We start from the raw sequence: 17,587 nt of genomic DNA, 5'->3' as shown, positions 1-17,587 counted from the left end.
AAGAAGAGAACGCTCTCAGTCGCGCTCGCCGCCAAAGATGCCGAGCAGGGCCAGGAGGCTCTGGAACACGTTGAACAGATCGAGGTAGAGCGCCAGCGTCGCGCTGATGTAGTTGGTTTCGCCGCCGTCCATGATCTGCTTCAGGTCGTACAGCATGAAGGCCGAGAAGATGCCGATCGCCGCGACCGAGATTGCCATCATGCCGGCGCTCGAACCCACGAAGACGTTGATGATGGCGCCGACCATCAGGACCATTGCACCGACAAAGAGCCACTTGCCCATGCCGGAGAGGTCGCGCTTGATCACCGTGGCCAGCGAAGCCATCAGGAAGAATACGCCGGCGGTGCCGCCGAAGGCGGTCATGATCAGTTCCGAGCCATTCTTGAAGCCGAGCACCATCGCGATCAGCCGCGACAGCATCAGGCCCATGAAGAAGGTGAAGGCCAGCAGCACCGGCACGCCGGCCGCCGAGTTCTTGGTCTTCTCGATCGCGAACATGAAGCCGAAGGCGCCGCCCATGAACACGATGAGGCCGAGCCCGCCGCCGAGCGATCGGGTGATGCCGGTGGCCACGCCGAGCCATGCGCCGAGCACGGTGGGCAGCAGGCTCAGGGCGAGCAACCAGTAGGTATTGCGCAGGACGCGCTGGCGGTCTGCCTGCGGCAGCGTCTGGCCGTAGCCGACGGAGGTGTCGAGGGTGTTGACGCGGTCGTTCATTGCTGAAACTCCAGGTGTTGCTGCAAAACTGCAGTTGGGGCGCATTCTAGGACGCTGCAAGGGCCACGTATCAGAAAGACCTGTGTTCGGATATTCCTACCGCCGACAAGGGTTCTTGATGGGCCAAACGCTATGCTTCAAGGTTACGCAACTTTTCCCTAAAGATCATGAAGACCAAGTCATTCCTCGAGCTCGCTGATGTCAAGGCGATCGCCGCCGGCGCCGAAGCCGAGGCCCTGAAGAACAACTGGGCCGTGACCATCGCCATCGCCGACGACGCAGGCAATCTGCTGTGGCTGCAGCGGCTGGATGGCGCGGCAGCCTTGTCGTCCCACATTGCACCTGCCAAGGCCCATACCGCAGCAATGGGGCGCCGCGAAAGCAAGACCTACGAAGACATGATCAATGGCGGACGCACTTCGTTCCTGACGGCGCCCGGCGTCATGGGCCTGCTCGAAGGCGGCGTGCCGATCGTCAAGGATGGCCATGTGATCGGCGCCGTCGGCGTGAGTGGCGTCAAGTCGAACGAGGACGCCCAGATCGCCAAGGCGGGCATCGCCGCGATCGGACTCTGAGCGCAATCTGCAAAAAGCAAAACGCCGACCGCGAGGTCGGCGTTTTTCGTTGGCGGTCCAAGGTGGAAAAAAAGCTTGGCTAGTCGGCGAACCGTTGGCTAGCAAAAAACGACCCTTTGGAGATGAATCTCCTCGAGTCGCCCCACGATGAAACTTGCGAGAGGGGCGGGCTGAACCTTACTTGGTCAGGATCAGCTTGCCGAGTTTGGTGGCTTGCAGTCGATAGAGGGAACCGTTGTGCAGGATGCCGACGGTCTTGCTTCCCTTGAGGAGTTCAGCGCTTTCAAGCAATGGCGCCGGGCGGGCAGCCTCACCGGAAACGCGGCCACCACCTGAATGATCAAGCGAGGGATGGCTCAAGACGGTGAAGGCGTTGGGCGTGGCTTGCATTGGAAATCCCTTTATCGAAGCGATGAGCAAATGATAATGATTCTCAATAAAAAGTCAATCGTCGCGATCGAATTTTTTGGCTTGCGAACCCGGGCTACTTCGGATCGGGTTCGGTGATGAACCCGATCTTGCGCACGCCGGCTTCGCGCGCTGCCGACATGGCTTGTGCGACACGCTCGTAGCGGACCGCCTTGTCGCCGCGAATATGCAGTTCGGGCTGCGGGTCCTTGGCGGCTTCCGCGGCAAGACGCGTCTTCAGGTCGGCGTCTTCGATCTTCTGTTCGTTCCAGTAATAGCTGCCGTCGGCCGCCACCGTGAACAAGATGTTCTGTGGCTTGGTCTGTTCCGGCTCGCTGCTGGCGCGGGGAAGATCGATGTTCACCGCGTGCTTCATCACGGGAACGGTGATGATGAAGATGATGAGCAGCACCAGCATGACGTCGACCAGCGGCGTCATGTTGATCTCGTTCATGACCTCATCGGGTTCGTCCTGGGTACCGAAGGCCATGATGCTCAGCCTTTCTTGAGCGGAACGACGGTGGCTTCGACGCCGCCGCTTTGAACCCGCGCACCTGTCACGAAGTAGGCGTGCAGATCATGCGCAAAGCTGTTGAGCTTGGTCAGCACGAACTTGTTGCCACGCACGAGGGCGTTGTAGCCCAGCACGGCGGGGATGGCGACCGCGAGACCCAGCGCCGTCATGATCAGTGCTTCGCCGATCGGGCCGGCAACCTTGTCGATGGTGGCCTGGCCGGCGGTGCCGATGCTCATCAGTGCGTGATAGATGCCCCACACCGTGCCGAAAAGCCCGATGAACGGAGCGGTCGACCCGACGGAAGCCAGGATGGCGAGACCGGTCTGCAGGCGCGCCGTGAACTCGTCGATGCCGTTGCGCAATGCACGCGTGATCCAGTCGCTGACGTCGAGCGCATCGTGCAGATGGGCCTTGGTGTTGCGATGGTGGGCCGCCGCTTCGCGACCTTCGAGGGCGAGTGCGCGGAAAGGGTTGCTGTCGTCCTTGCCGAGCTTGTTGAGGGCCGTAGCGAAGTCTTCGCTGTGCCAGAAATCTTGCGAATGCTTCGCCAGGCGCTTGTACTTGATGACGTCGATCGCCTTGATCAGGATCACGATCCATGAAGCGAGCGACATGCCGATCAACAGCAGCGCAACCGCCTTGGTGACGAAATCGCCCTGATGCCAAACGTTCATCAGGCCAAATTGGGAATCCATACGAAGCTACTCCAGAAAAATTAATTGAGAACCCAGTTGATCGGCACGTTGAACTCCATCGGTTCAACGACCCCATTGCGTTTGCCTGGCACGAAGCGCCAGCTCATCACGGCGGCACGCGCAGCTTCGTCCAGCCGTTCGTAGCCGCTGGACGTGCGAATGCTTGCTTGTTTGGGAAGCCCGTCGACGCCGATCAATACACGCACGATCGTCTTGCCTTGCTCGCCGAGGCGCTTGCTCATGGCAGGGTAGACCGGCTTCGGGTTCTGCAAGTAGTCGGCGTTGCTGGACGGCAGCTGGATCGAAGGTGGTGCCGGCGGGGCAGGCGGAGGCGCCGGCGGCTCGGGCGGTGCCGGCGGGGCAATGGGCGCCGGCGGAGGTGGCGGTTCGACGCTGCCGGTTGGCGCATTCGGCGCGGGCGTCGGCTTGGGCTCGCGAATCGCCTGCGGCCGCGGCGGAGGCGGAGTCTTGGTGATCTGCCGCTTGGGCTCGGGCGGAGGCGGGGGAGGGGGCGGCGGCTCGACCGGCTTGGGCGGCTCGATGAATTCGCTCAGGATCTCGACCGGAATGACCACTTCGGCCGCGCGGCGCAACAGGCCGCTTTGCAGCGCCCAGAGGGCGGCGACGTGAAAGAGCACCACGCTGCCCGCGATGATGGCATTGCGCGAGAGGCCAAGGGCCGTTGGGGGGGGCGGAGAAAAGCGGCTAGACACAATCAACCATTCGAGTGCGGGCACCGTCAAAGGTGCCCTGATGCAGCAGAACCGCTACGCCAATTACTACTTGCGAAAAATCCACCAGACCGAGCTGGCGACGAAGATCAGGCTGCCGCCGAGGGCCGCGAAGAGTTCCATGCGTTGCTTTCCTTGATGGAATTGGCAAGCTGGATCGCTACCGGCCCCGTTTCGCGATGAAGCGCGGCGACCGGGTGCGAGATGCTGCACTGCGCGACCACGTCGCGCGCGCAACCTTCGCACTGGCCGCACTGGGTGGCCACCCCGAGTTCAAGCTGCACTTCGTCGAAAGTCATGCCGGCCCGCACGTGGCGTGCGATTTCTCGGTCGGAGACTCGGCGACATACGCAAACGATCATGGCGGTGAAAGCGGCTGTTGGCTGGCTGTTTGAAGAGGACTTGATTATAAATACGAATTCTTCGCATTTGCAATAACTATCGTGCCTTCAGGGTCGGCTCCCTATCGATGGACCTTCAGATCTCGGACCACATGCGCAGGAGGTTGTGATACTGGCCGGTGAGTGCGATCGATTCCTCGCATTCGCCGAGGCGGCCGCGCAGTCGCTGGATCACCTGGTCCAGTTCGAACAACAAGGCTCGCTGTCGGTCGTCCCGCACCATGCTTTGGAGCCAGAAGAAGGAACAGACGCGCGCACCGGCCGTCACCGGGTGGACGCGGTGCAGGCTGCTGGACGGATACAGGATCAGGTCGCCCGCCGGCAGCTTGACCTCGTGCGTGCCATAGGTGTCGACCACTTCGAGTTCGCCACCCTCGTAGTCGCCCGGGTCGCACAGGAACAGCGTGCAGGACAGATCGGTGCGCAACTGCTCGCCGGTGCCCGGCACCGAGCGGACCGAGCCGTCGACATGCAGACCATAGTGCTCGCCACCCTCGTAACGATTGAACAGTGGCGGCACGAAGCGCAGGGGCAGGGCGGCCGAGAAGAACAGCGGATTGCGCGCCAGGGCGCCGAGAATCGTCTTGCCAAGTTCGCGGCCAACAGGGGATTGCTCGGGCAACTGCCGGTTGCGCTTGACCTGGGCTCCCTGGTCGCCAACGGTCTCGCGGCCATCCACCCAGTCGGTGGCATCCAGGCTCGCGCGAATCTCACGCACCTGTTCTGCGCTGAGAACTTCGGGCACATGCAGCATCATCTTGCGGATTCCTCAAAGAAAAGGTTCCGGCCATGGGGCCGGGTTCGAGTGTCGCACCGCGGGGATGCGACACGGCTCAGTAGACGTCGCGGCAATACCTGCCGCTGGCCAATAGCTCGCCCATGACGGCTTCCCCGACGATCTGGCGCAGTGCCGCATCAACGCCGCCGGCCATGCCCTGCAAGCTGCCGCACACGTAGATCGCCGCATCGCGCGCAACCCAGGCGCGCACCTCCTCGTGGAGTTGCAGGAGCCGGTGCTGCACGTAGAGTCGTTCGGGCTGATCACGCGAGAACACCATGTCGACTCGCTGCAGAACGCCGCTGTGCTGCCAGGCTTCGATTTCGTCACGGCAGAGATAGTCGTGCTGTGCATTGCGCTCGCCAAAGACCAGCCAGTTGTCGTGTCGATCCATGGCTGCACGGGCGCGCAGGTGGCTGCGGAGGCCGGCCAGGCCCGTGCCGTTGCCGATCAGGAGCAGGGGCCGCCGCGCGTTCTCGCCAAGGCGAAAGCTGCGGTGCGGCCGCAGGCGCAGCCGGATCGTGTCGCCCAGGTTCAGCGTCGAGGTCAGCAGCCCGGAGGCGGCGCCGAGGGTGCCGTCCTGATGTTGCTCTTGTCGCACCAGGAGTTGCAGCTCGCCGTCTGCGGCGATGGATGCGATCGAGTAGTCGCGTGGCCGCCCGGGGTCGCTCGCAAGCGCCAGTTGGGCGATGTCTCCGGACTCCCAGCCGGGTGCCGGTGCGGCGGACGGCGCAAAGCCCAGCAAATGGACCGGCGCACCCGTGCTGCCGCCGTTCAGCAGGCGGCGAGAGACGAGGCGCCAGGACGCGTCGCTTGCCTCCGATGTCCCCGTCGCGGAGGCATCGGGACTGCCACCGCATTGCGCTTGCCATTCCGCCAGCGTGGCCGGGTCCGCGTTGTCGACCTCGATGCGCTCGAAGGCGCGCTTCGCGCCGGCTGCGTGAAGCCATTCGTCGAGTTGGCGCCCGAAGCGGCAGAAATTGGCGTACTGCCGGTCGCCAAGCGCCAGGACTGCGTAACGCAGGGATGACAGTTCCGCCCTGACGCCCATCACGCGCTCGGCGAACACGCTGGCGCCGTCAGGCGCGTCGCCTTCGCCATACGTGCTTGCGATGAACAGCGCCCGTGGCGCGCTGCGAAGCATGGCGGTGTCCACGTCGTTAAGTGACAGCACCCGGGCGGGTGTGCCGGCCGCGTGCAGCCAGCGACCGGTCTGCCAGGCAAGGGCCTCGGCCTGCCCGGTCTGGCTGGCAAACAGCACCAGCGTGGCAGCGCCGGGCTGGCTGCCGGCCAGCGCCGCGGCTTGGCGGGCCGTGAGGTTGCGCAGTTGTCGCCTGCGCCAGTAGATGGCGGCGCACAACGCGACATAGGCAAGCACTGTCAGGCTCGCGGCCAGCACTCGCAGGACGGGCTCGGTCATGAGGCGGAGGAGGCGAGGACGGGCCAGCGGTTGCTGGCGATCAGCTGCGGTCCGTCGTGGCCGCGGCACACGAACAGCGCGGCGATTTCGCGCCGCTGGGCGAAGTCCAGGCCCTCCTGCGGACCGAGCACCGTCAGCACCGTCGCCAGCGCGTCGGCCTGCATGCAGGCCTGATGCAGCACGGTCACCGAGGCCAGTGAATGACTGGTTGGTTCGCCCGTACGGGGATCGAGCGTGTGCGACCAGCGCCGACCCTGATGCTCCCGCACATGCCAGCGGTCGCCGGAGGTCGCAATCGCCATATCTTGGAGTGGCATCCGCAACGCGGTCGCCGAGGACGTTTCGACCATCACCCGCCAGGGTTGTCCGTCCGGTCGCCGTCCGGCGGCGCGCAGTTCGCCGCCGACTTCCAGCAGGAAGTCGGTCAAGCCGAGGGACTGCAGTCCGGCAGTGGCCAGGTCGACCGCAAAGCCCTTGGCGATGCCCGACAGGTCGAGCGAGGCGCCGCCGGGCTGCACGAGGCTGCGGGTCGCAATGTCGAACTTCAGGCGCTGCCACCCGACCTGTTGGTGCTCGTGCGCGAGTGCGGCCGGGGAGGGGGGGACGATGGCTGATGCACCGGCGTGTGCGCCGAATCCCCACAGCGCGACCAACGGTCCGATGCTCGGGTCGATCGCGCCGCCGCTGGCTGTAGCCCATTCGAGAGCGCAGGCGAGCACGTCGGCAAATTCAGCATCGAGCACGTGCCGACTGCCAGCAGCAGAGCAGTTGAAGCGGCTGATGGCCGAATCGGGCTCCCAGGTGCTCATCTGCGCGACCACGCGGTCGAGCGCGCCCTGCACGCTGGAAGCCACCTCGTCGAGCGCCATCATGCGCGGGTTGTCGAAGCGAAGCGACCAGGTCGTGCCCATGCTGCGGCCCGCCAGAGACTGCAGCGTCGACGGGTCGGCGCTGCGTGGCTGCGGTGTGTTGGCGTAGCCGCCTGCGCGCCAGGTCGCGAAAGAGATGCGCGGCGCGGAAGGATCCAGGCTGGAACTCAGGGCATCACTTCCAGTGTGGCGGCGTAGCTCAGGCGTCGTTCCTTGGCCTTCGGCACCGAGGTCTTCTGGTCCGTCGTGTTGACGTCGAGCCAGTACATGCCGGCTTCCGGCCACGTCACGCTGAACTGGCCCTTGGCATCGGTCTTGACCTTGAGTTCATCCAGCTTGTCGCGGTAGCGCGTGTTGCCCAGCGTGACGGTGACCTCGAGATCCTTGGCCGGCTGACCGTCGAGCTGCAGCGTGAAGCTCGACTTCTCGCCCTTGACCAGGTCGGTAGGGTTGGCCGAGATCAGTTCGAGGCCCTTGCCCGTCGGACGCAAGGCGCTGGGCTTGCCTACGGTGATGAACGTCTCGTTGCGACCGGCCGACTGCGTGATCTCGACCTCTTGCGCGTCGGCCGGGATCTGGCCCGCGATGCTCTCTGCGGTGCCGCGTGCACGCTTGGCCTGGCCAGTTGTCTTGTCCTTCCAGCGCGCGAAGACGCCGTCGTTGACGAGCGCCACCCGGTACGTGCCGGGCTGCGTGAGGTTCAGGTCGAACACGCTGCGCAGCTTGCCCTTGAACATGTTCTCCGGCTTGACCGTGCTGCCGTCGGGCGCGGTGACCGCCAGGCTGTCCAGGTTCAGCGGGTTGTGGTTGAAGAAGAACAGGTCGTTCGACACCGCGGCGTCGACCGTGACCCAGTCGGCCTTCGACAGCACGGTGCTCGAAGGCATCAGCCAGGCGTTGTGGGCCTGGACGGCGGCGGCGCCAGCGCAGAGGGCGAAGCCAAGGGCAAGAGTGCGAAGAGAGAGCTTCATGATGGAATTCCGGTGAGGGGAAAGGAAGAAGAACTCAGGGCTTGAGCTCGAGCGTCACTGCGCCGAGCTCGCTATTGCCTGCGGCCTGCGACTGCTCGGCCTTCGCAGGCGGCCACTGAAATGGGATGCTCACGATCTCGCGGCCGCCGACCTCGCGCGCGGCCTCGACGTACAGCTTGTAGGCGCCGGGGGCCAGCTTCGGCAGCGCCACCGAACCCTCGGAAAGTGCGATCTGATGCTTGCCGGCGGGGCGGGTGGCGCCGCTCACGCCGTCGACGGGCATTTCCAGTTCGCGGCCGGTGCGCCGCCACCACTGGCGCATGTCCTTGAGCCACTTGGTACCTTCGCCTTCGGCATTGCCGCCCTTGTTCTTGACGTCGTACCAGACCGCCAGCGAGCTGGCCACCGACTGGTCGGGCCGCTCGATCCAGGCGGCCACGTAGGGGCGGTGGTACTCGGACACGTTGAGCCGCGGCACTTCGATGTTGACCGTGAGCCCCGCAGCGAAGGCCGGCGCGCCGAACAGTGCGGCGAGCGCGAGGGAATAGCGAACTTGCACGAAAACCTCTTTCCTGGATCAGTGGATGAACAGCAGCGCGAGCAGCACCGGAATCACGAAACCCATCCCGACCATCGGCCAAGTGAAAGGCCGGTTGCCGGCGTGCATCTTGAGAATGAAAAGACCGGTGATCGAGAACACCAGCGTGGCGGCGGCGAAGATGTCGATGAACCAGCTCCAGGCCGCGCCGCTGTTGCGGCCCTTGTGCAAGTCATTGAAGTACGACAGCCAGCCGCGGTCGGTGCGTTCGTATTCGGCCTCGCCGTCGATCAGGCTGAGCCGGAGCCAGGCATCGCCGCCGGGGCGGGGAAGGGAAAGATAGATCTCGTCGTCCGACCACTCGGCCTCGCGGCCCGCTGTGTCGATCGACCATTGCTTCTGGATCCACTGCTGCAGGTCGGCCGGTAGTTCGGCTTTGCCCTTGCGTGCCTTGGCCTCCGGCAACTGTTTCATCAGCGCTGCGCGCAGGACATCGTCGACCGTCGCGGTCCGGCTCGTCACCTTCGGCTTGGCTTCAATGGTGGCCGCGTGGTTGAGCGTAAAGCCCGTAATGCCGAACAAGAGGAGACCGATCAGGCAGAGCGCCGAACTCACCCAATGCCATTCGTGCAGGGTCTTGAGCCAGTAGGCGCGTCGGCGGTTGTCGGTGGAGGCGGCGTTCATCGAAGGCGACGATTCTAGCCTCACAGATGAGAATGAATGTTATTTGCGAAATCGTGGGATGACAAGCCAAGGGGAGGTTCGGGTGCGTGAATGCGGCGCCGCGGCTGTGTCGAATGCTCCGAAATCGATAGCAGTGAAGTTTCGTAAAGGCGAAAAAAAGCGGGGCCGGGCCCCGCTTGCATCGTGCGCGTCGCGCGCTTATTCGATCTCGCCCATCTGCGACTGCAGGTAGTTCTGCAGGCCGACCCTGCCGATCAGATCGATCTGCGTCTCGAGGAAATCGATGTGCTCTTCCGTGTCGTCGAGGATGCCCTGGAGCAGATCACGCGAGACATAGTCGCGTACCGATTCGCAATGAGCGATGCCGGCCTTGATGGTGGCTTGCGCGCCGGTCTCCGCCTTGAGGTCGCACTCGAGAATCTCCGGCACGTCCTCTCCGACGTTGAGCTTGGCCAGATCCTGCAGGTTGGGCAGGCCGTCCAGCATGAAGATGCGGTCCATGAGCTTGTCGGCATGCTTCATCTCGCCGATCGACTCGTCGTATTCCTTCTTCGCGAGCTTGTCCAAACCCCAGTGCTTGAGCATCCGGTAGTGGAGGAAATATTGGTTGATCGCAGTCAGCTCGTTCTTGAGTTGTGCCTGCAGATGATCGATGACTTGTGGGTCGCCCTTCATGGTTTTTCCTTGTTCTTAAATGGTCGATTGTGAGAGCCACTCGCGCGGCGTTGCAAGTAAACCCATGCTCTCGCGCTCTGCATGCGTGTGAGGGTGATAGGCGTTCGCATTCATAGGGGTGTGCAATGCTTTTGATAGCTCGTGGCTATGAAAAAGCGTGAATTGGTAGTTATACTAATGACTCGCTTTTTTCATCAGCCACCAAGGAACCCAACACATGTCCCTGATCAATACCGAAATCATCCCGTTCAAGGCCACCGCATATCACAACGGCAAGTTTGTGCCGGTCAGCAACGAGAGTTTCAAGGGCAAATGGTCTGTCGTCGTGTTCTACCCGGCTGACTTCACGTTCGTGTGCCCGACCGAACTCGGCGACTTGGCCGATCACTACGCTGAGTTCCAGAAGCTGGGCGTCGAGGTGTATGGCGTGTCGACCGACACCCACTTCACGCACAAGGCTTGGCACGACACCTCCGACACCATCGGCAAGGTGAAGTACCCGCTGATCGGTGACCCGAGCCAACAACTGGCCCGCGCATTCCAGGTCCTGATCGAAGAAGGTGAAGACGCAGGTCTCGCTTACCGCGGCACCTTCGTGATCGACCCCGAAGGCAAGATCAAGACCATCGAAGTGCACGACAACGGCATCGGCCGTGACGCTGCCGAACTGCTGCGCCGCGTGAAGGCTGCCCAGTACGTGGCTGCCCACCCGGGCGAAGTCTGCCCCGCCAAGTGGACCGAAGGCGCTGAAACGCTGAAGCCTTCGTTCGACCTGGTCGGCAAGATCTAAGCCGCCTCGTTCGCGCCACAGCCCGGGCGCCGTGAGCTCCCGGGCTTTTTTGTTTCCATCGCATTCAAGAAGAGAGTCCACCATGCTCGACGCCGGCACCAAATCGCAACTCAAGAGCTATCTCGACCGCATCACGCAGCCAGTCGAGATCGTCGCTTCGCTCGACGACAGCAAGGCGTCGGGCGAACTGCAGTCGCTGCTGAAGGACGTGGCCGAATCGTCGACGCTGGTGAAAGTTACCGAGAGTCGCGACGACAACCATCGAAAGCCTTCGTTCTCGATCAACCGGCCGAGCGAAAACCACGGCCCGCGTTTCGCGGGCCTGCCGATGGGTCACGAGTTCACATCGCTGGTGCTCGCGCTGTTGCAGGTCGGGGGCTATCCGCCCAAGGTTGACGACGCCGTGCTGCAGCAGATCCGCTCGCTCGACGGCGATTTCGAGTTCGAAATCTACATTTCGCTGACCTGCCACAACTGTCCCGATGTCGTGCAGGCGCTCAACCTGATGGCGGTGCAGAACCCGCGCATCAAGACGACCATGATCGACGGTTCGCTGTTCCAGGACGAAGTCAAGGAACGCCAGATCATGGCCGTGCCCACCGTCTTCCTGAATGGAACCGAGTTCGGCCAGGGCCGCATGAGCCTGGAGGAAATCCTCGCGAAGATCGATACCAGCGGTGTCGAGCGCGAGGCCAGGAAGATCGCCGGCAAGGATCCGTTCGACGTCCTCATCGTGGGCGGCGGTCCGGCGGGTGCAGCGGCCGCGGTGTACGCGGCGCGCAAGGGCATTCGCACCGGCGTCGCATCCGAGCGCTTCGGCGGCCAGGTGCTCGACACCATGGGCATCGAGAATTTCATCTCGATCAAGGAAACCGAAGGACCCAAGTTCGCGCTCGCCCTCGAAGAGCATGTGCGCGACTACGAGGTCGACATCATGAATCTGCAGCGCGCAGCGGCGCTTGTCCCCGGCGAGGATTTCATCGAGATCAAGCTGGAAAGCGGCGCGTCGCTCAAGAGTCGCTCGGTGGTGATTTCCACCGGCGCGCGCTGGCGCAACATCAACGTGCCCGGCGAGCACGAATACAAGAACAAGGGCGTGGCCTATTGCCCGCACTGCGACGGTCCGCTGTTCAAGGGCAAGCGAGTGGCGGTGATCGGCGGCGGCAACTCGGGCGTCGAGGCGGCGATCGACCTGGCCGGCATCGTGGGCCACGTGACCCTGATCGAGTACGACACGCAATTGCGCGCAGACGCAGTGCTGCAGCGCAAGCTGCACAGCATGGCGAACGTCAAGGTCATCACCAATGCGCAAACGACCGAGATCACCGGCGACAAGCAGAAGGTCAACGGCCTGGTCTACAAGGACCGCGCAAGCGGCGAGAGCCACACGGTGCCGCTCGAAGGCGTTTTCATCCAGATCGGCCTGGTGCCCAATACCGACTGGCTCAAGGGCACGATCGAGCTATCGAAGCACGGCGAGATCGTGGTCGACGCCAAGGGCCAGACTTCGGTCCCGGGCGTCTTTGCGGCTGGTGATGCGACCACGGTGCCGTTCAAGCAGATCATCATCGCGGCCGGCGACGGCGCGAAGGCGGCGCTGAGCGCGTTCGATCACCTGATCCGTACCTCGGCACCGGCAGAAGCCACTGTCTGACGGTGATCGCCCCCAGCCTTCGCGCACTTCGTGTCGCCCTTTCGCAAAACACCGCGGAACCGGCTTCGCCGCGCCACCGGTGTTGCCCCCGGCAGGAGGAAGGCGCCTACACGAAGTGAGCAAGCCTGGGCGCGAGTTCAGAAACACCGCGGAACCGGCTTCGCCGGGCCGCCGGTGTTGCCCCCGGTGGGGGGAAGGCGGCCACACGAAGTGGGCAAGCCTGGGGGCGAGCTCAATACGTCAGTCGCTCAGGCCGAAGCTCCTGCAGGATCGTCGTCGCGATCTCCTCGATCGACTTGGTCGTCGTCGACAGCCAGCGGATGCCGGCCCGACGCATCATCGCCTCGGCCTCGCTGACCTCGTGGCGGCAATTCTCGAGGCTTGCGTAGCGCGAATTGGGCCGCCGCTCGTTGCGGATCTCGCTCAGGCGTTCCGGCTGGATCGTGAGTCCGAAGATCTTCTTGCGATGCGGCATCAGGGCCGGCGGCAGCTGGCGTCGGTCGAAGTCCTCCGGAATCAGCGGATAGTTCGCCGCCTTCAGGCCATGCTGCATGGCGAGATACAGCGAGGTGGGCGTCTTCCCGCTCCGGCTCACGCCGACGAGGATGACGTCCGCGCCGTCGAGATCGCGATTGCTCTGGCCATCGTCGTGCGCCAGGCTGAAGTCGATGGCCTGGATGCGGGCGTCGTATTCCTTGCTCTTGCTGACATCGCTGAAGCGGCCGATGCGATGGTTGGATTTCATCGCCAGCTCGATTTCCAGAGGGCGGACGAAGGTGCCGAACATGTCCAGCAACATGCCCTTGCAGCCGGTTTCGATCACCTCGAGGACCTCCATATTGGCCAGGGTCGTGAAGACGATCGGACGAAGCCCCTCGATTTCCGCCGTGTGATTGATCCTCCGGACCGCCTGGTGGGCTTTGTCGACCGTATCGGTGAAAGGCAGCCGGACGTGGCGGGGCTTCATCTCGAATTGGGCGAGAACAGCGTTACCGAAGGTTTCGGCGGTGATGCCGGTTCCGTCGGAGACGAAGAAAACAGTGCGGGTATGCATGATGTGGCGGCCTTGTCCTGCGGCACGCCGAACCGGGGCGCGCCTACAATTCGGCCCATTATCGGGAATGCCATCCGCGATTTTCCCGCCTCAATCTTTCCATGCACCTCCCGCCAACGCCCAGACCAAGAAGAATGATCGCGTTGCGCCGCTTGCATGAAGCATCGGTTTTAACTTCTGGAGCTCTCCCATGTCTGCACTCTTCGAAGCGACCGCCTTGGTCGTACCGTTTGAAAACCTGAGGATGACCGACGTCGAGTCGGTCGGCGGCAAGAACGCCAGCCTCGGCGAGATGATTTCCCAGTTGCCGCAGGGGGTGCGCGTTCCCACGGGATTCGCGACCACGGCCCACGCGTTCCGGCAGTTCCTTGCCCACGATGGACTGGCCGACAAGATCAGCGCCAAGCTCGCGAAGCTCGACGCGGAGGACGTCCGGGCCCTCGCAGCCGCTGGCGCCGAGATCCGCGCGATGGTGGAGGCGCAGCCTTTCCCGGCCGATCTCCAGAAAGCGATCCAGGGCGCGTTTGCGACGCTGTCGGCTGGCAACCCCCAGGCCAGCTTTGCGGTCCGTTCTTCGGCCACGGCCGAAGATTTGCCGGACGCCTCCTTCGCGGGACAGCAGGAAACCTTCCTGAACGTGGTCGGCATCGACGACGTGCTCCACAAGATGAAAGAGGTGTTTGCCTCGCTCTACAACGATCGCGCGATCAGCTATCGCGTCCACAAGGGCTTCGCGCATGACGTGGTCGCTCTGTCCGCGGGCGTCCAGCGCATGGTGCGCAGCGACCTGGGCGCTGCTGGCGTGATGTTCACCATCGACACCGAATCAGGTTTCGAGGACGTGGTTTTCATCACGTCAAGCTACGGTCTGGGCGAAACGGTGGTGCAGGGCGCGGTGAATCCCGATGAGTTCTATGTGCACAAGCCGACGCTCAAGGCCGGCAAGCGCGCAGTGATCCGCCGCAACCTCGGCTCCAAGCTGATCCAGATGGAGTTCGCGACGGCCGAGGAAAAGGCTGCCAGCGGCAAGCTCGTCAAGACCACCGATGTTCCGACCGAACACCGCAACCGCTATTCGCTGAGCGATGCCGACGTCGAGCAACTCGCCAGGTACGCGCTCGTGATCGAGGAGCACTACGGTCGTCCCATGGACATCGAATGGGGCAAGGACGGCACCGACGGTCAGCTCTACATCCTGCAAGCCCGCCCCGAAACGGTGAAGAGCCAGCAGCAGGGCAAGGCCGAACAGCGCTACAAGCTGCTCGGCAAGGGCGCCGTGCTGGCCGAGGGCCGCGCGATCGGGCAAAAGATCGGGACCGGGCCCGTGCGACTCGTCCACAGCATCAGCGAAATGGACAAGGTGCAGGCCGGCGACGTGCTCGTGACCGACATGACCGACCCGAACTGGGAGCCGGTGATGAAGCGCGCTGCGGCCATCGTCACCAACCGCGGCGGGCGCACCTGTCACGCGGCCATCATCGCGCGCGAGTTGGGCATCCCGGCCGTCGTGGGCTGTGGCGATGCCACGGATCTTCTCAAGGACGGCACGCTGGTGACGGTCAGCTGTGCGGAAGGCGACACCGGCTTCATCTACGACGGCCTGCTCGAGACCGAGGTGACCGAAGTCCAGCGCGGCGAGATGCCCGAGATCGACCTCAAGGTCATGATGAACGTGGGCAATCCCCAGCTCGCCTTCGACTTTGCCCAGTTGCCGAACCACGGCGTGGGTCTCGCGCGCCTCGAATTCATCATCAACAACAACATCGGCGTCCATCCGAAGGCGATCCTCGACTACCCCAACGTCGACGCGGATCTCAAGAAGGCCGTGGAGTCGGTCGCACGCGGTCACGCATCCCCCAGGGCCTTCTACGTCGACAAGGTGGCCGAAGGCATTGCGACGATCGGTGCTGCCTTCTGGCCCAAGCCGGTGATCGTGCGCCTGTCCGACTTCAAGTCGAACGAGTACCGCAAGCTGATCGGCGGCAGCCGCTACGAGCCCGAGGAAGAAAACCCGATGCTCGGCTTCCGCGGTGCGGCGCGCTACCTCAGCAAGGACTTCGGCGAGGCGTTTGCCATGGAGTGCGAAGCGCTCAAGCGCGTGCGCAACGAGATGGGTCTGACCAATGTGCAGATCATGGTGCCCTTCGTGCGCACCCTGGGCCAGGCGGAGCGCGTGACGGGCCTGCTCGGCGAACATGGCCTGAAGCGCGGCGAGAACGAGCTGAAGCTGATCATGATGTGCGAGGTGCCGAGCAACGCGATCCTTCCGGAGGAATTCTTGAAGTACTTCGACGGCTTCTCCATCGGCTCCAACGACTTGACCCAGCTCACGCTCGGCCTGGACCGGGACTCCGGTCTTGAACTGCTTGCCGCGGACTTCGACGAGCGCGACCCGGCCGTCAAGGCGCTTCTCGAGCGCGTCATCAAGGCGTGCAAGACGCAGGGCAAGTACGTCGGGATTTGCGGCCAGGGGCCCAGCGATCATCCGGACTTCGCGCTCTGGCTGGCCGAGCAAGGCATCGAATCGATCTCGCTCAATCCCGATAGCGTGATCGACACCTGGCAGCAGCTCGCGAAGCGCTGATGCCGGGAGCGCGGCGGTGCCTGTCACCCCCGCGCAACGACTTTGTTCACATCCGAGGTCGTAATCCTTGTGTCAGCTTGGTGTATTTGCAACCAGTTGAATCTTTGGTGTCAAACTAGCCGCTCACAGGGGGACGCAGCCCCGAGAGCGCGCACATCGGTCGCACGCTGGCCTCGAAGGCGCTCCGGACTTCCGCGTCGAGGTACACATGATTCTTGTCAAGACAGAGGCCGGGCACCAGGTGCTCAGGGACCGATCCCTGCGGTTGACGCCGCGACAACGCTCCGCATTCATCCTGTTCGACGGCAAGCGCTCGGTGAACGACGTGCTTGAAGCCGGCATGGGCATTGCGCGCGAGGATATCGACCAGATGGTCGAGCTCGGGCTGCTGGGGCAAGTGGGCGGAGCGACAGATGCGGCCAATGCGGGAGCGGTCGCGATGCCGGCTGCACCGGAGGTTCCGGTGCGCGCGCCGGCGCCGGTGGCAGCCCAGGCCGTTTCCCCGCCGTCGAACTCGGATCGCTCGAGCCAGCAGCGCTACAAGGATGCCTATCCCATCGCGACGCAACTCACGGGAGGTCTCGGGCTGCGTGGTTTCAGGCTCAATCTGTCTGTCGAGGGGACGTCGACGTACGAGGAATTGGTCGAGCTTCTCCCGAAGATCCGGGCTGCAGTCGGTGCTGAAAAGGCGGCTGTTTTGGAGCTTGCGCTTCTCGGGTAGTGGCAAGCGGAGCCGCGGGCAGCCATAGCCTGCTATAATTTACGGCTTTGCCTTGCCACACTGCGACCGACGCTGCGGGTGGCTTTATCCCTTCTACGGAAGATCCACAAGGAGTGCCATGCGTCACTACGAAATCATTTTGCTGATCCACCCGGATCAGAGCGAGCAAGTTCCGGCCATGCTGGAGCGCTACAAGGGCCTGATCACGGCCGGCGGCGGCAAGGTCCACCGCGTCGAAGACTGGGGTCGCCGTCAACTGGCTTACCAGATCAACAAGCTCAACAAGGCGCACTACCTGTGCGTGAACATCGAGGCTGAACAAGCCGTGATGGCCGAGCTCGAGCATGCCTTCAAGTTCAACGACGCCGTTCTGCGCCACCTCACCGTGGTCAAGAAGAAGGCTGAAACCGGTCCTTCGTCGATGATGAAGACGGTCGAGCGCGAAGAGGCCCGCAAGGCCCAGCAGGCCGAATACGCCGCCAACAACAACTGATGGTGTGAGTGCTGCCGCAGCCAATCAGCTTGTGCTGACTGCCTGCGTCGCCGAACTCGGAGCCCTGCGTTACACACCTGCCGGATTGCCCGCCGTCGACCTGAGACTCGAACACGAGTCGACAGTCTCCGATGCGGGGCAGTCCAGACAGATCAAGGCGGCCCTCAAGGCCGTTGCGTTCGGCGCAGTGGCCGAGCGACTCGCAAGGCAGGCGTTGGGAAGTCTCTGGCGTTTTCAGGGATTCCTCGCCACCCCGGGCAACGGCAAGCATCCGGTTCTGCACATCCAGGATTTTCAGCAAGATTAATTTTC

The 17,587-nt window shown here is 63.5% G+C and carries 21 protein-coding genes; 7 read left to right on the top strand and 14 right to left on the bottom strand.

Annotated elements, in window-relative coordinates; all coding sequences use genetic code 11:
- Nucleotides 1-15: 15 nt before the first annotated feature.
- Nucleotides 16-717 carry a Bax inhibitor-1/YccA family protein gene (locus QTH90_RS07230; RefSeq protein WP_286663800.1) on the bottom strand — a complete coding sequence of 234 codons (702 nt, stop codon included), beginning with the start codon at nucleotides 715-717 and terminating at the stop codon, nucleotides 16-18.
- Between the two features lie 167 nt (nucleotides 718-884).
- Between QTH90_RS07230 and QTH90_RS07225 the strand changes: the two genes are divergently transcribed.
- Nucleotides 885-1,292, top strand: coding sequence for a GlcG/HbpS family heme-binding protein (locus QTH90_RS07225; protein WP_286663799.1), 408 nt, complete (start codon nucleotides 885-887; stop codon nucleotides 1,290-1,292).
- A 177-nt stretch (nucleotides 1,293-1,469) separates the two neighbouring features.
- Here the strand turns inward: QTH90_RS07225 and hemP are convergent, their stop codons facing one another.
- The 12 genes from hemP to bfr all read right to left on the bottom strand — a co-directional run bounded on the left by hemP (nucleotide 1,470) and on the right by bfr (nucleotide 9,979).
- A complete protein-coding gene (gene hemP, locus QTH90_RS07220) occupies nucleotides 1,470-1,682 on the bottom strand; it encodes a hemin uptake protein HemP (RefSeq protein WP_286663798.1) in 213 nt (70 codons plus the stop codon).
- A 94-nt stretch (nucleotides 1,683-1,776) separates the two neighbouring features.
- Nucleotides 1,777-2,190, bottom strand: coding sequence for an ExbD/TolR family protein (locus QTH90_RS07215; RefSeq protein ID WP_286614340.1), 414 nt, complete (start codon nucleotides 2,188-2,190; stop codon nucleotides 1,777-1,779).
- A 5-nt stretch (nucleotides 2,191-2,195) separates the two neighbouring features.
- A complete protein-coding gene (locus QTH90_RS07210; protein WP_286663797.1) occupies nucleotides 2,196-2,912 on the bottom strand; it encodes a MotA/TolQ/ExbB proton channel family protein in 717 nt (238 codons plus the stop codon).
- 20 nt (nucleotides 2,913-2,932) lie between these two features.
- Nucleotides 2,933-3,628 (bottom strand): energy transducer TonB, encoded by a 696-nt coding sequence (locus QTH90_RS07205; RefSeq protein WP_444814710.1) that lies wholly within the window; start codon nucleotides 3,626-3,628, stop codon nucleotides 2,933-2,935.
- A gap of 104 nt (nucleotides 3,629-3,732) precedes the next feature.
- Nucleotides 3,733-4,005, bottom strand: a complete 273-nt coding sequence (locus tag QTH90_RS07200) for a (2Fe-2S)-binding protein (protein ID WP_286663796.1) — start codon at nucleotides 4,003-4,005, stop codon at nucleotides 3,733-3,735.
- A 115-nt stretch (nucleotides 4,006-4,120) separates the two neighbouring features.
- A complete protein-coding gene (locus tag QTH90_RS07195) occupies nucleotides 4,121-4,801 on the bottom strand; it encodes a Fe2+-dependent dioxygenase (RefSeq protein WP_286663795.1) in 681 nt (226 codons plus the stop codon).
- Between the two features lie 76 nt (nucleotides 4,802-4,877).
- Nucleotides 4,878-6,242, bottom strand: a complete 1,365-nt coding sequence (locus tag QTH90_RS07190; protein WP_286663794.1) for a sulfite reductase subunit alpha — start codon at nucleotides 6,240-6,242, stop codon at nucleotides 4,878-4,880.
- On the bottom strand, nucleotides 6,239-7,153 hold the full coding sequence (locus tag QTH90_RS07185; protein ID WP_286663793.1) for an FAD:protein FMN transferase: 915 nt from the start codon (nucleotides 7,151-7,153) through the stop codon (nucleotides 6,239-6,241). Before QTH90_RS07185 ends, QTH90_RS07190 begins: the two co-directional genes overlap by 4 nt.
- 125 nt (nucleotides 7,154-7,278) lie before the next feature.
- Complete coding sequence (locus QTH90_RS07180) at nucleotides 7,279-8,082, bottom strand: DUF4198 domain-containing protein (RefSeq protein WP_286663792.1); 804 nt, start codon at nucleotides 8,080-8,082, stop codon at nucleotides 7,279-7,281.
- Between the two features lie 34 nt (nucleotides 8,083-8,116).
- Nucleotides 8,117-8,641, bottom strand: coding sequence for a DUF2271 domain-containing protein (locus tag QTH90_RS07175; RefSeq protein ID WP_286663791.1), 525 nt, complete (start codon nucleotides 8,639-8,641; stop codon nucleotides 8,117-8,119).
- 18 nt (nucleotides 8,642-8,659) lie between these two features.
- Entirely contained in the window at nucleotides 8,660-9,304 is a 645-nt protein-coding gene (locus tag QTH90_RS07170; protein ID WP_286663790.1) for a PepSY-associated TM helix domain-containing protein, read from the bottom strand.
- A 198-nt stretch (nucleotides 9,305-9,502) separates the two neighbouring features.
- The gene (gene bfr / locus QTH90_RS07165) at nucleotides 9,503-9,979 is read right to left on the bottom strand and encodes a bacterioferritin (RefSeq protein ID WP_286568590.1); all 477 of its coding nucleotides are present in this window, start codon (nucleotides 9,977-9,979) and stop codon (nucleotides 9,503-9,505) included.
- A 217-nt stretch (nucleotides 9,980-10,196) separates the two neighbouring features.
- On the opposite strand from bfr, the gene ahpC reads away from it, so the two are divergent.
- Entirely contained in the window at nucleotides 10,197-10,769 is a 573-nt protein-coding gene (gene ahpC / locus QTH90_RS07160) for an alkyl hydroperoxide reductase subunit C (protein WP_286568589.1), read from the top strand.
- Nucleotides 10,770-10,851: 82 nt separating this feature from the next.
- Complete coding sequence (gene ahpF, locus QTH90_RS07155) at nucleotides 10,852-12,423, top strand: alkyl hydroperoxide reductase subunit F (RefSeq protein WP_286663789.1); 1,572 nt, start codon at nucleotides 10,852-10,854, stop codon at nucleotides 12,421-12,423.
- Between the two features lie 232 nt (nucleotides 12,424-12,655).
- Here the strand turns inward: ahpF and ppsR are convergent, their stop codons facing one another.
- On the bottom strand, nucleotides 12,656-13,477 hold the full coding sequence (ppsR, locus tag QTH90_RS07150) for a posphoenolpyruvate synthetase regulatory kinase/phosphorylase PpsR (RefSeq protein WP_286663788.1): 822 nt from the start codon (nucleotides 13,475-13,477) through the stop codon (nucleotides 12,656-12,658).
- Between the two features lie 190 nt (nucleotides 13,478-13,667).
- Between ppsR and ppsA the strand changes: the two genes are divergently transcribed.
- The 4 genes from ppsA to priB all read left to right on the top strand — a co-directional run bounded on the left by ppsA (nucleotide 13,668) and on the right by priB (nucleotide 17,582).
- Nucleotides 13,668-16,061: a phosphoenolpyruvate synthase gene (gene ppsA, locus QTH90_RS07145; RefSeq protein WP_286663787.1), complete on the top strand. Its 2,394-nt coding sequence runs from the start codon at nucleotides 13,668-13,670 to the stop codon at nucleotides 16,059-16,061.
- 208 nt (nucleotides 16,062-16,269) lie between these two features.
- A complete protein-coding gene (locus QTH90_RS07140; RefSeq protein WP_286663786.1) occupies nucleotides 16,270-16,782 on the top strand; it encodes a hypothetical protein in 513 nt (170 codons plus the stop codon).
- 118 nt (nucleotides 16,783-16,900) lie between these two features.
- Nucleotides 16,901-17,275 carry a 30S ribosomal protein S6 gene (gene rpsF / locus QTH90_RS07135; RefSeq protein ID WP_093109828.1) on the top strand — a complete coding sequence of 125 codons (375 nt, stop codon included), beginning with the start codon at nucleotides 16,901-16,903 and terminating at the stop codon, nucleotides 17,273-17,275.
- Between the two features lie 4 nt (nucleotides 17,276-17,279).
- The gene (gene priB / locus QTH90_RS07130) at nucleotides 17,280-17,582 is read left to right on the top strand and encodes a primosomal replication protein N (protein ID WP_286663785.1); all 303 of its coding nucleotides are present in this window, start codon (nucleotides 17,280-17,282) and stop codon (nucleotides 17,580-17,582) included.
- The last annotated feature ends 5 nt before the right edge of the window (nucleotides 17,583-17,587 follow it).

It is taken from the genome of Variovorax flavidus (assembly GCF_030317145.1).
Taxonomy (GTDB): Bacteria; Pseudomonadota; Gammaproteobacteria; order Burkholderiales; family Burkholderiaceae_C; genus Variovorax; species Variovorax flavidus.
This window is presented reverse-complemented; position numbering and strand designations above follow the sequence as displayed.

Excerpts from the sequence above, each read along its gene's own strand:
- QTH90_RS07230 (WP_286663800.1), bottom strand. The coding sequence starts at position 717 with ATGAACGACCGCGTCAACACCCTCGACACCTCCGTCGGCTACGGCCAG.
- QTH90_RS07225 (WP_286663799.1), top strand. The coding sequence starts at position 885 with ATGAAGACCAAGTCATTCCTCGAGCTCGCTGATGTCAAGGCGATCGCC.
- hemP (WP_286663798.1), bottom strand. The coding sequence starts at position 1,682 with ATGCAAGCCACGCCCAACGCCTTCACCGTCTTGAGCCATCCCTCGCTT.
- QTH90_RS07215 (WP_286614340.1), bottom strand. The coding sequence starts at position 2,190 with ATGGCCTTCGGTACCCAGGACGAACCCGATGAGGTCATGAACGAGATC.
- QTH90_RS07210 (WP_286663797.1), bottom strand. The coding sequence starts at position 2,912 with ATGGATTCCCAATTTGGCCTGATGAACGTTTGGCATCAGGGCGATTTC.
- QTH90_RS07200 (WP_286663796.1), bottom strand. The coding sequence starts at position 4,005 with ATGATCGTTTGCGTATGTCGCCGAGTCTCCGACCGAGAAATCGCACGC.
- QTH90_RS07195 (WP_286663795.1), bottom strand. The coding sequence starts at position 4,801 with ATGATGCTGCATGTGCCCGAAGTTCTCAGCGCAGAACAGGTGCGTGAG.
- QTH90_RS07190 (WP_286663794.1), bottom strand. The coding sequence starts at position 6,242 with ATGACCGAGCCCGTCCTGCGAGTGCTGGCCGCGAGCCTGACAGTGCTT.
- QTH90_RS07185 (WP_286663793.1), bottom strand. The coding sequence starts at position 7,153 with ATGGGCACGACCTGGTCGCTTCGCTTCGACAACCCGCGCATGATGGCG.
- QTH90_RS07180 (WP_286663792.1), bottom strand. The coding sequence starts at position 8,082 with ATGAAGCTCTCTCTTCGCACTCTTGCCCTTGGCTTCGCCCTCTGCGCT.
- QTH90_RS07170 (WP_286663790.1), bottom strand. The coding sequence starts at position 9,304 with ATGAACGCCGCCTCCACCGACAACCGCCGACGCGCCTACTGGCTCAAG.
- bfr (WP_286568590.1), bottom strand. The coding sequence starts at position 9,979 with ATGAAGGGCGACCCACAAGTCATCGATCATCTGCAGGCACAACTCAAG.
- ahpC (WP_286568589.1), top strand. The coding sequence starts at position 10,197 with ATGTCCCTGATCAATACCGAAATCATCCCGTTCAAGGCCACCGCATAT.
- ahpF (WP_286663789.1), top strand. The coding sequence starts at position 10,852 with ATGCTCGACGCCGGCACCAAATCGCAACTCAAGAGCTATCTCGACCGC.
- ppsR (WP_286663788.1), bottom strand. The coding sequence starts at position 13,477 with ATGCATACCCGCACTGTTTTCTTCGTCTCCGACGGAACCGGCATCACC.
- ppsA (WP_286663787.1), top strand. The coding sequence starts at position 13,668 with ATGTCTGCACTCTTCGAAGCGACCGCCTTGGTCGTACCGTTTGAAAAC.
- QTH90_RS07140 (WP_286663786.1), top strand. The coding sequence starts at position 16,270 with ATGATTCTTGTCAAGACAGAGGCCGGGCACCAGGTGCTCAGGGACCGA.
- rpsF (WP_093109828.1), top strand. The coding sequence starts at position 16,901 with ATGCGTCACTACGAAATCATTTTGCTGATCCACCCGGATCAGAGCGAG.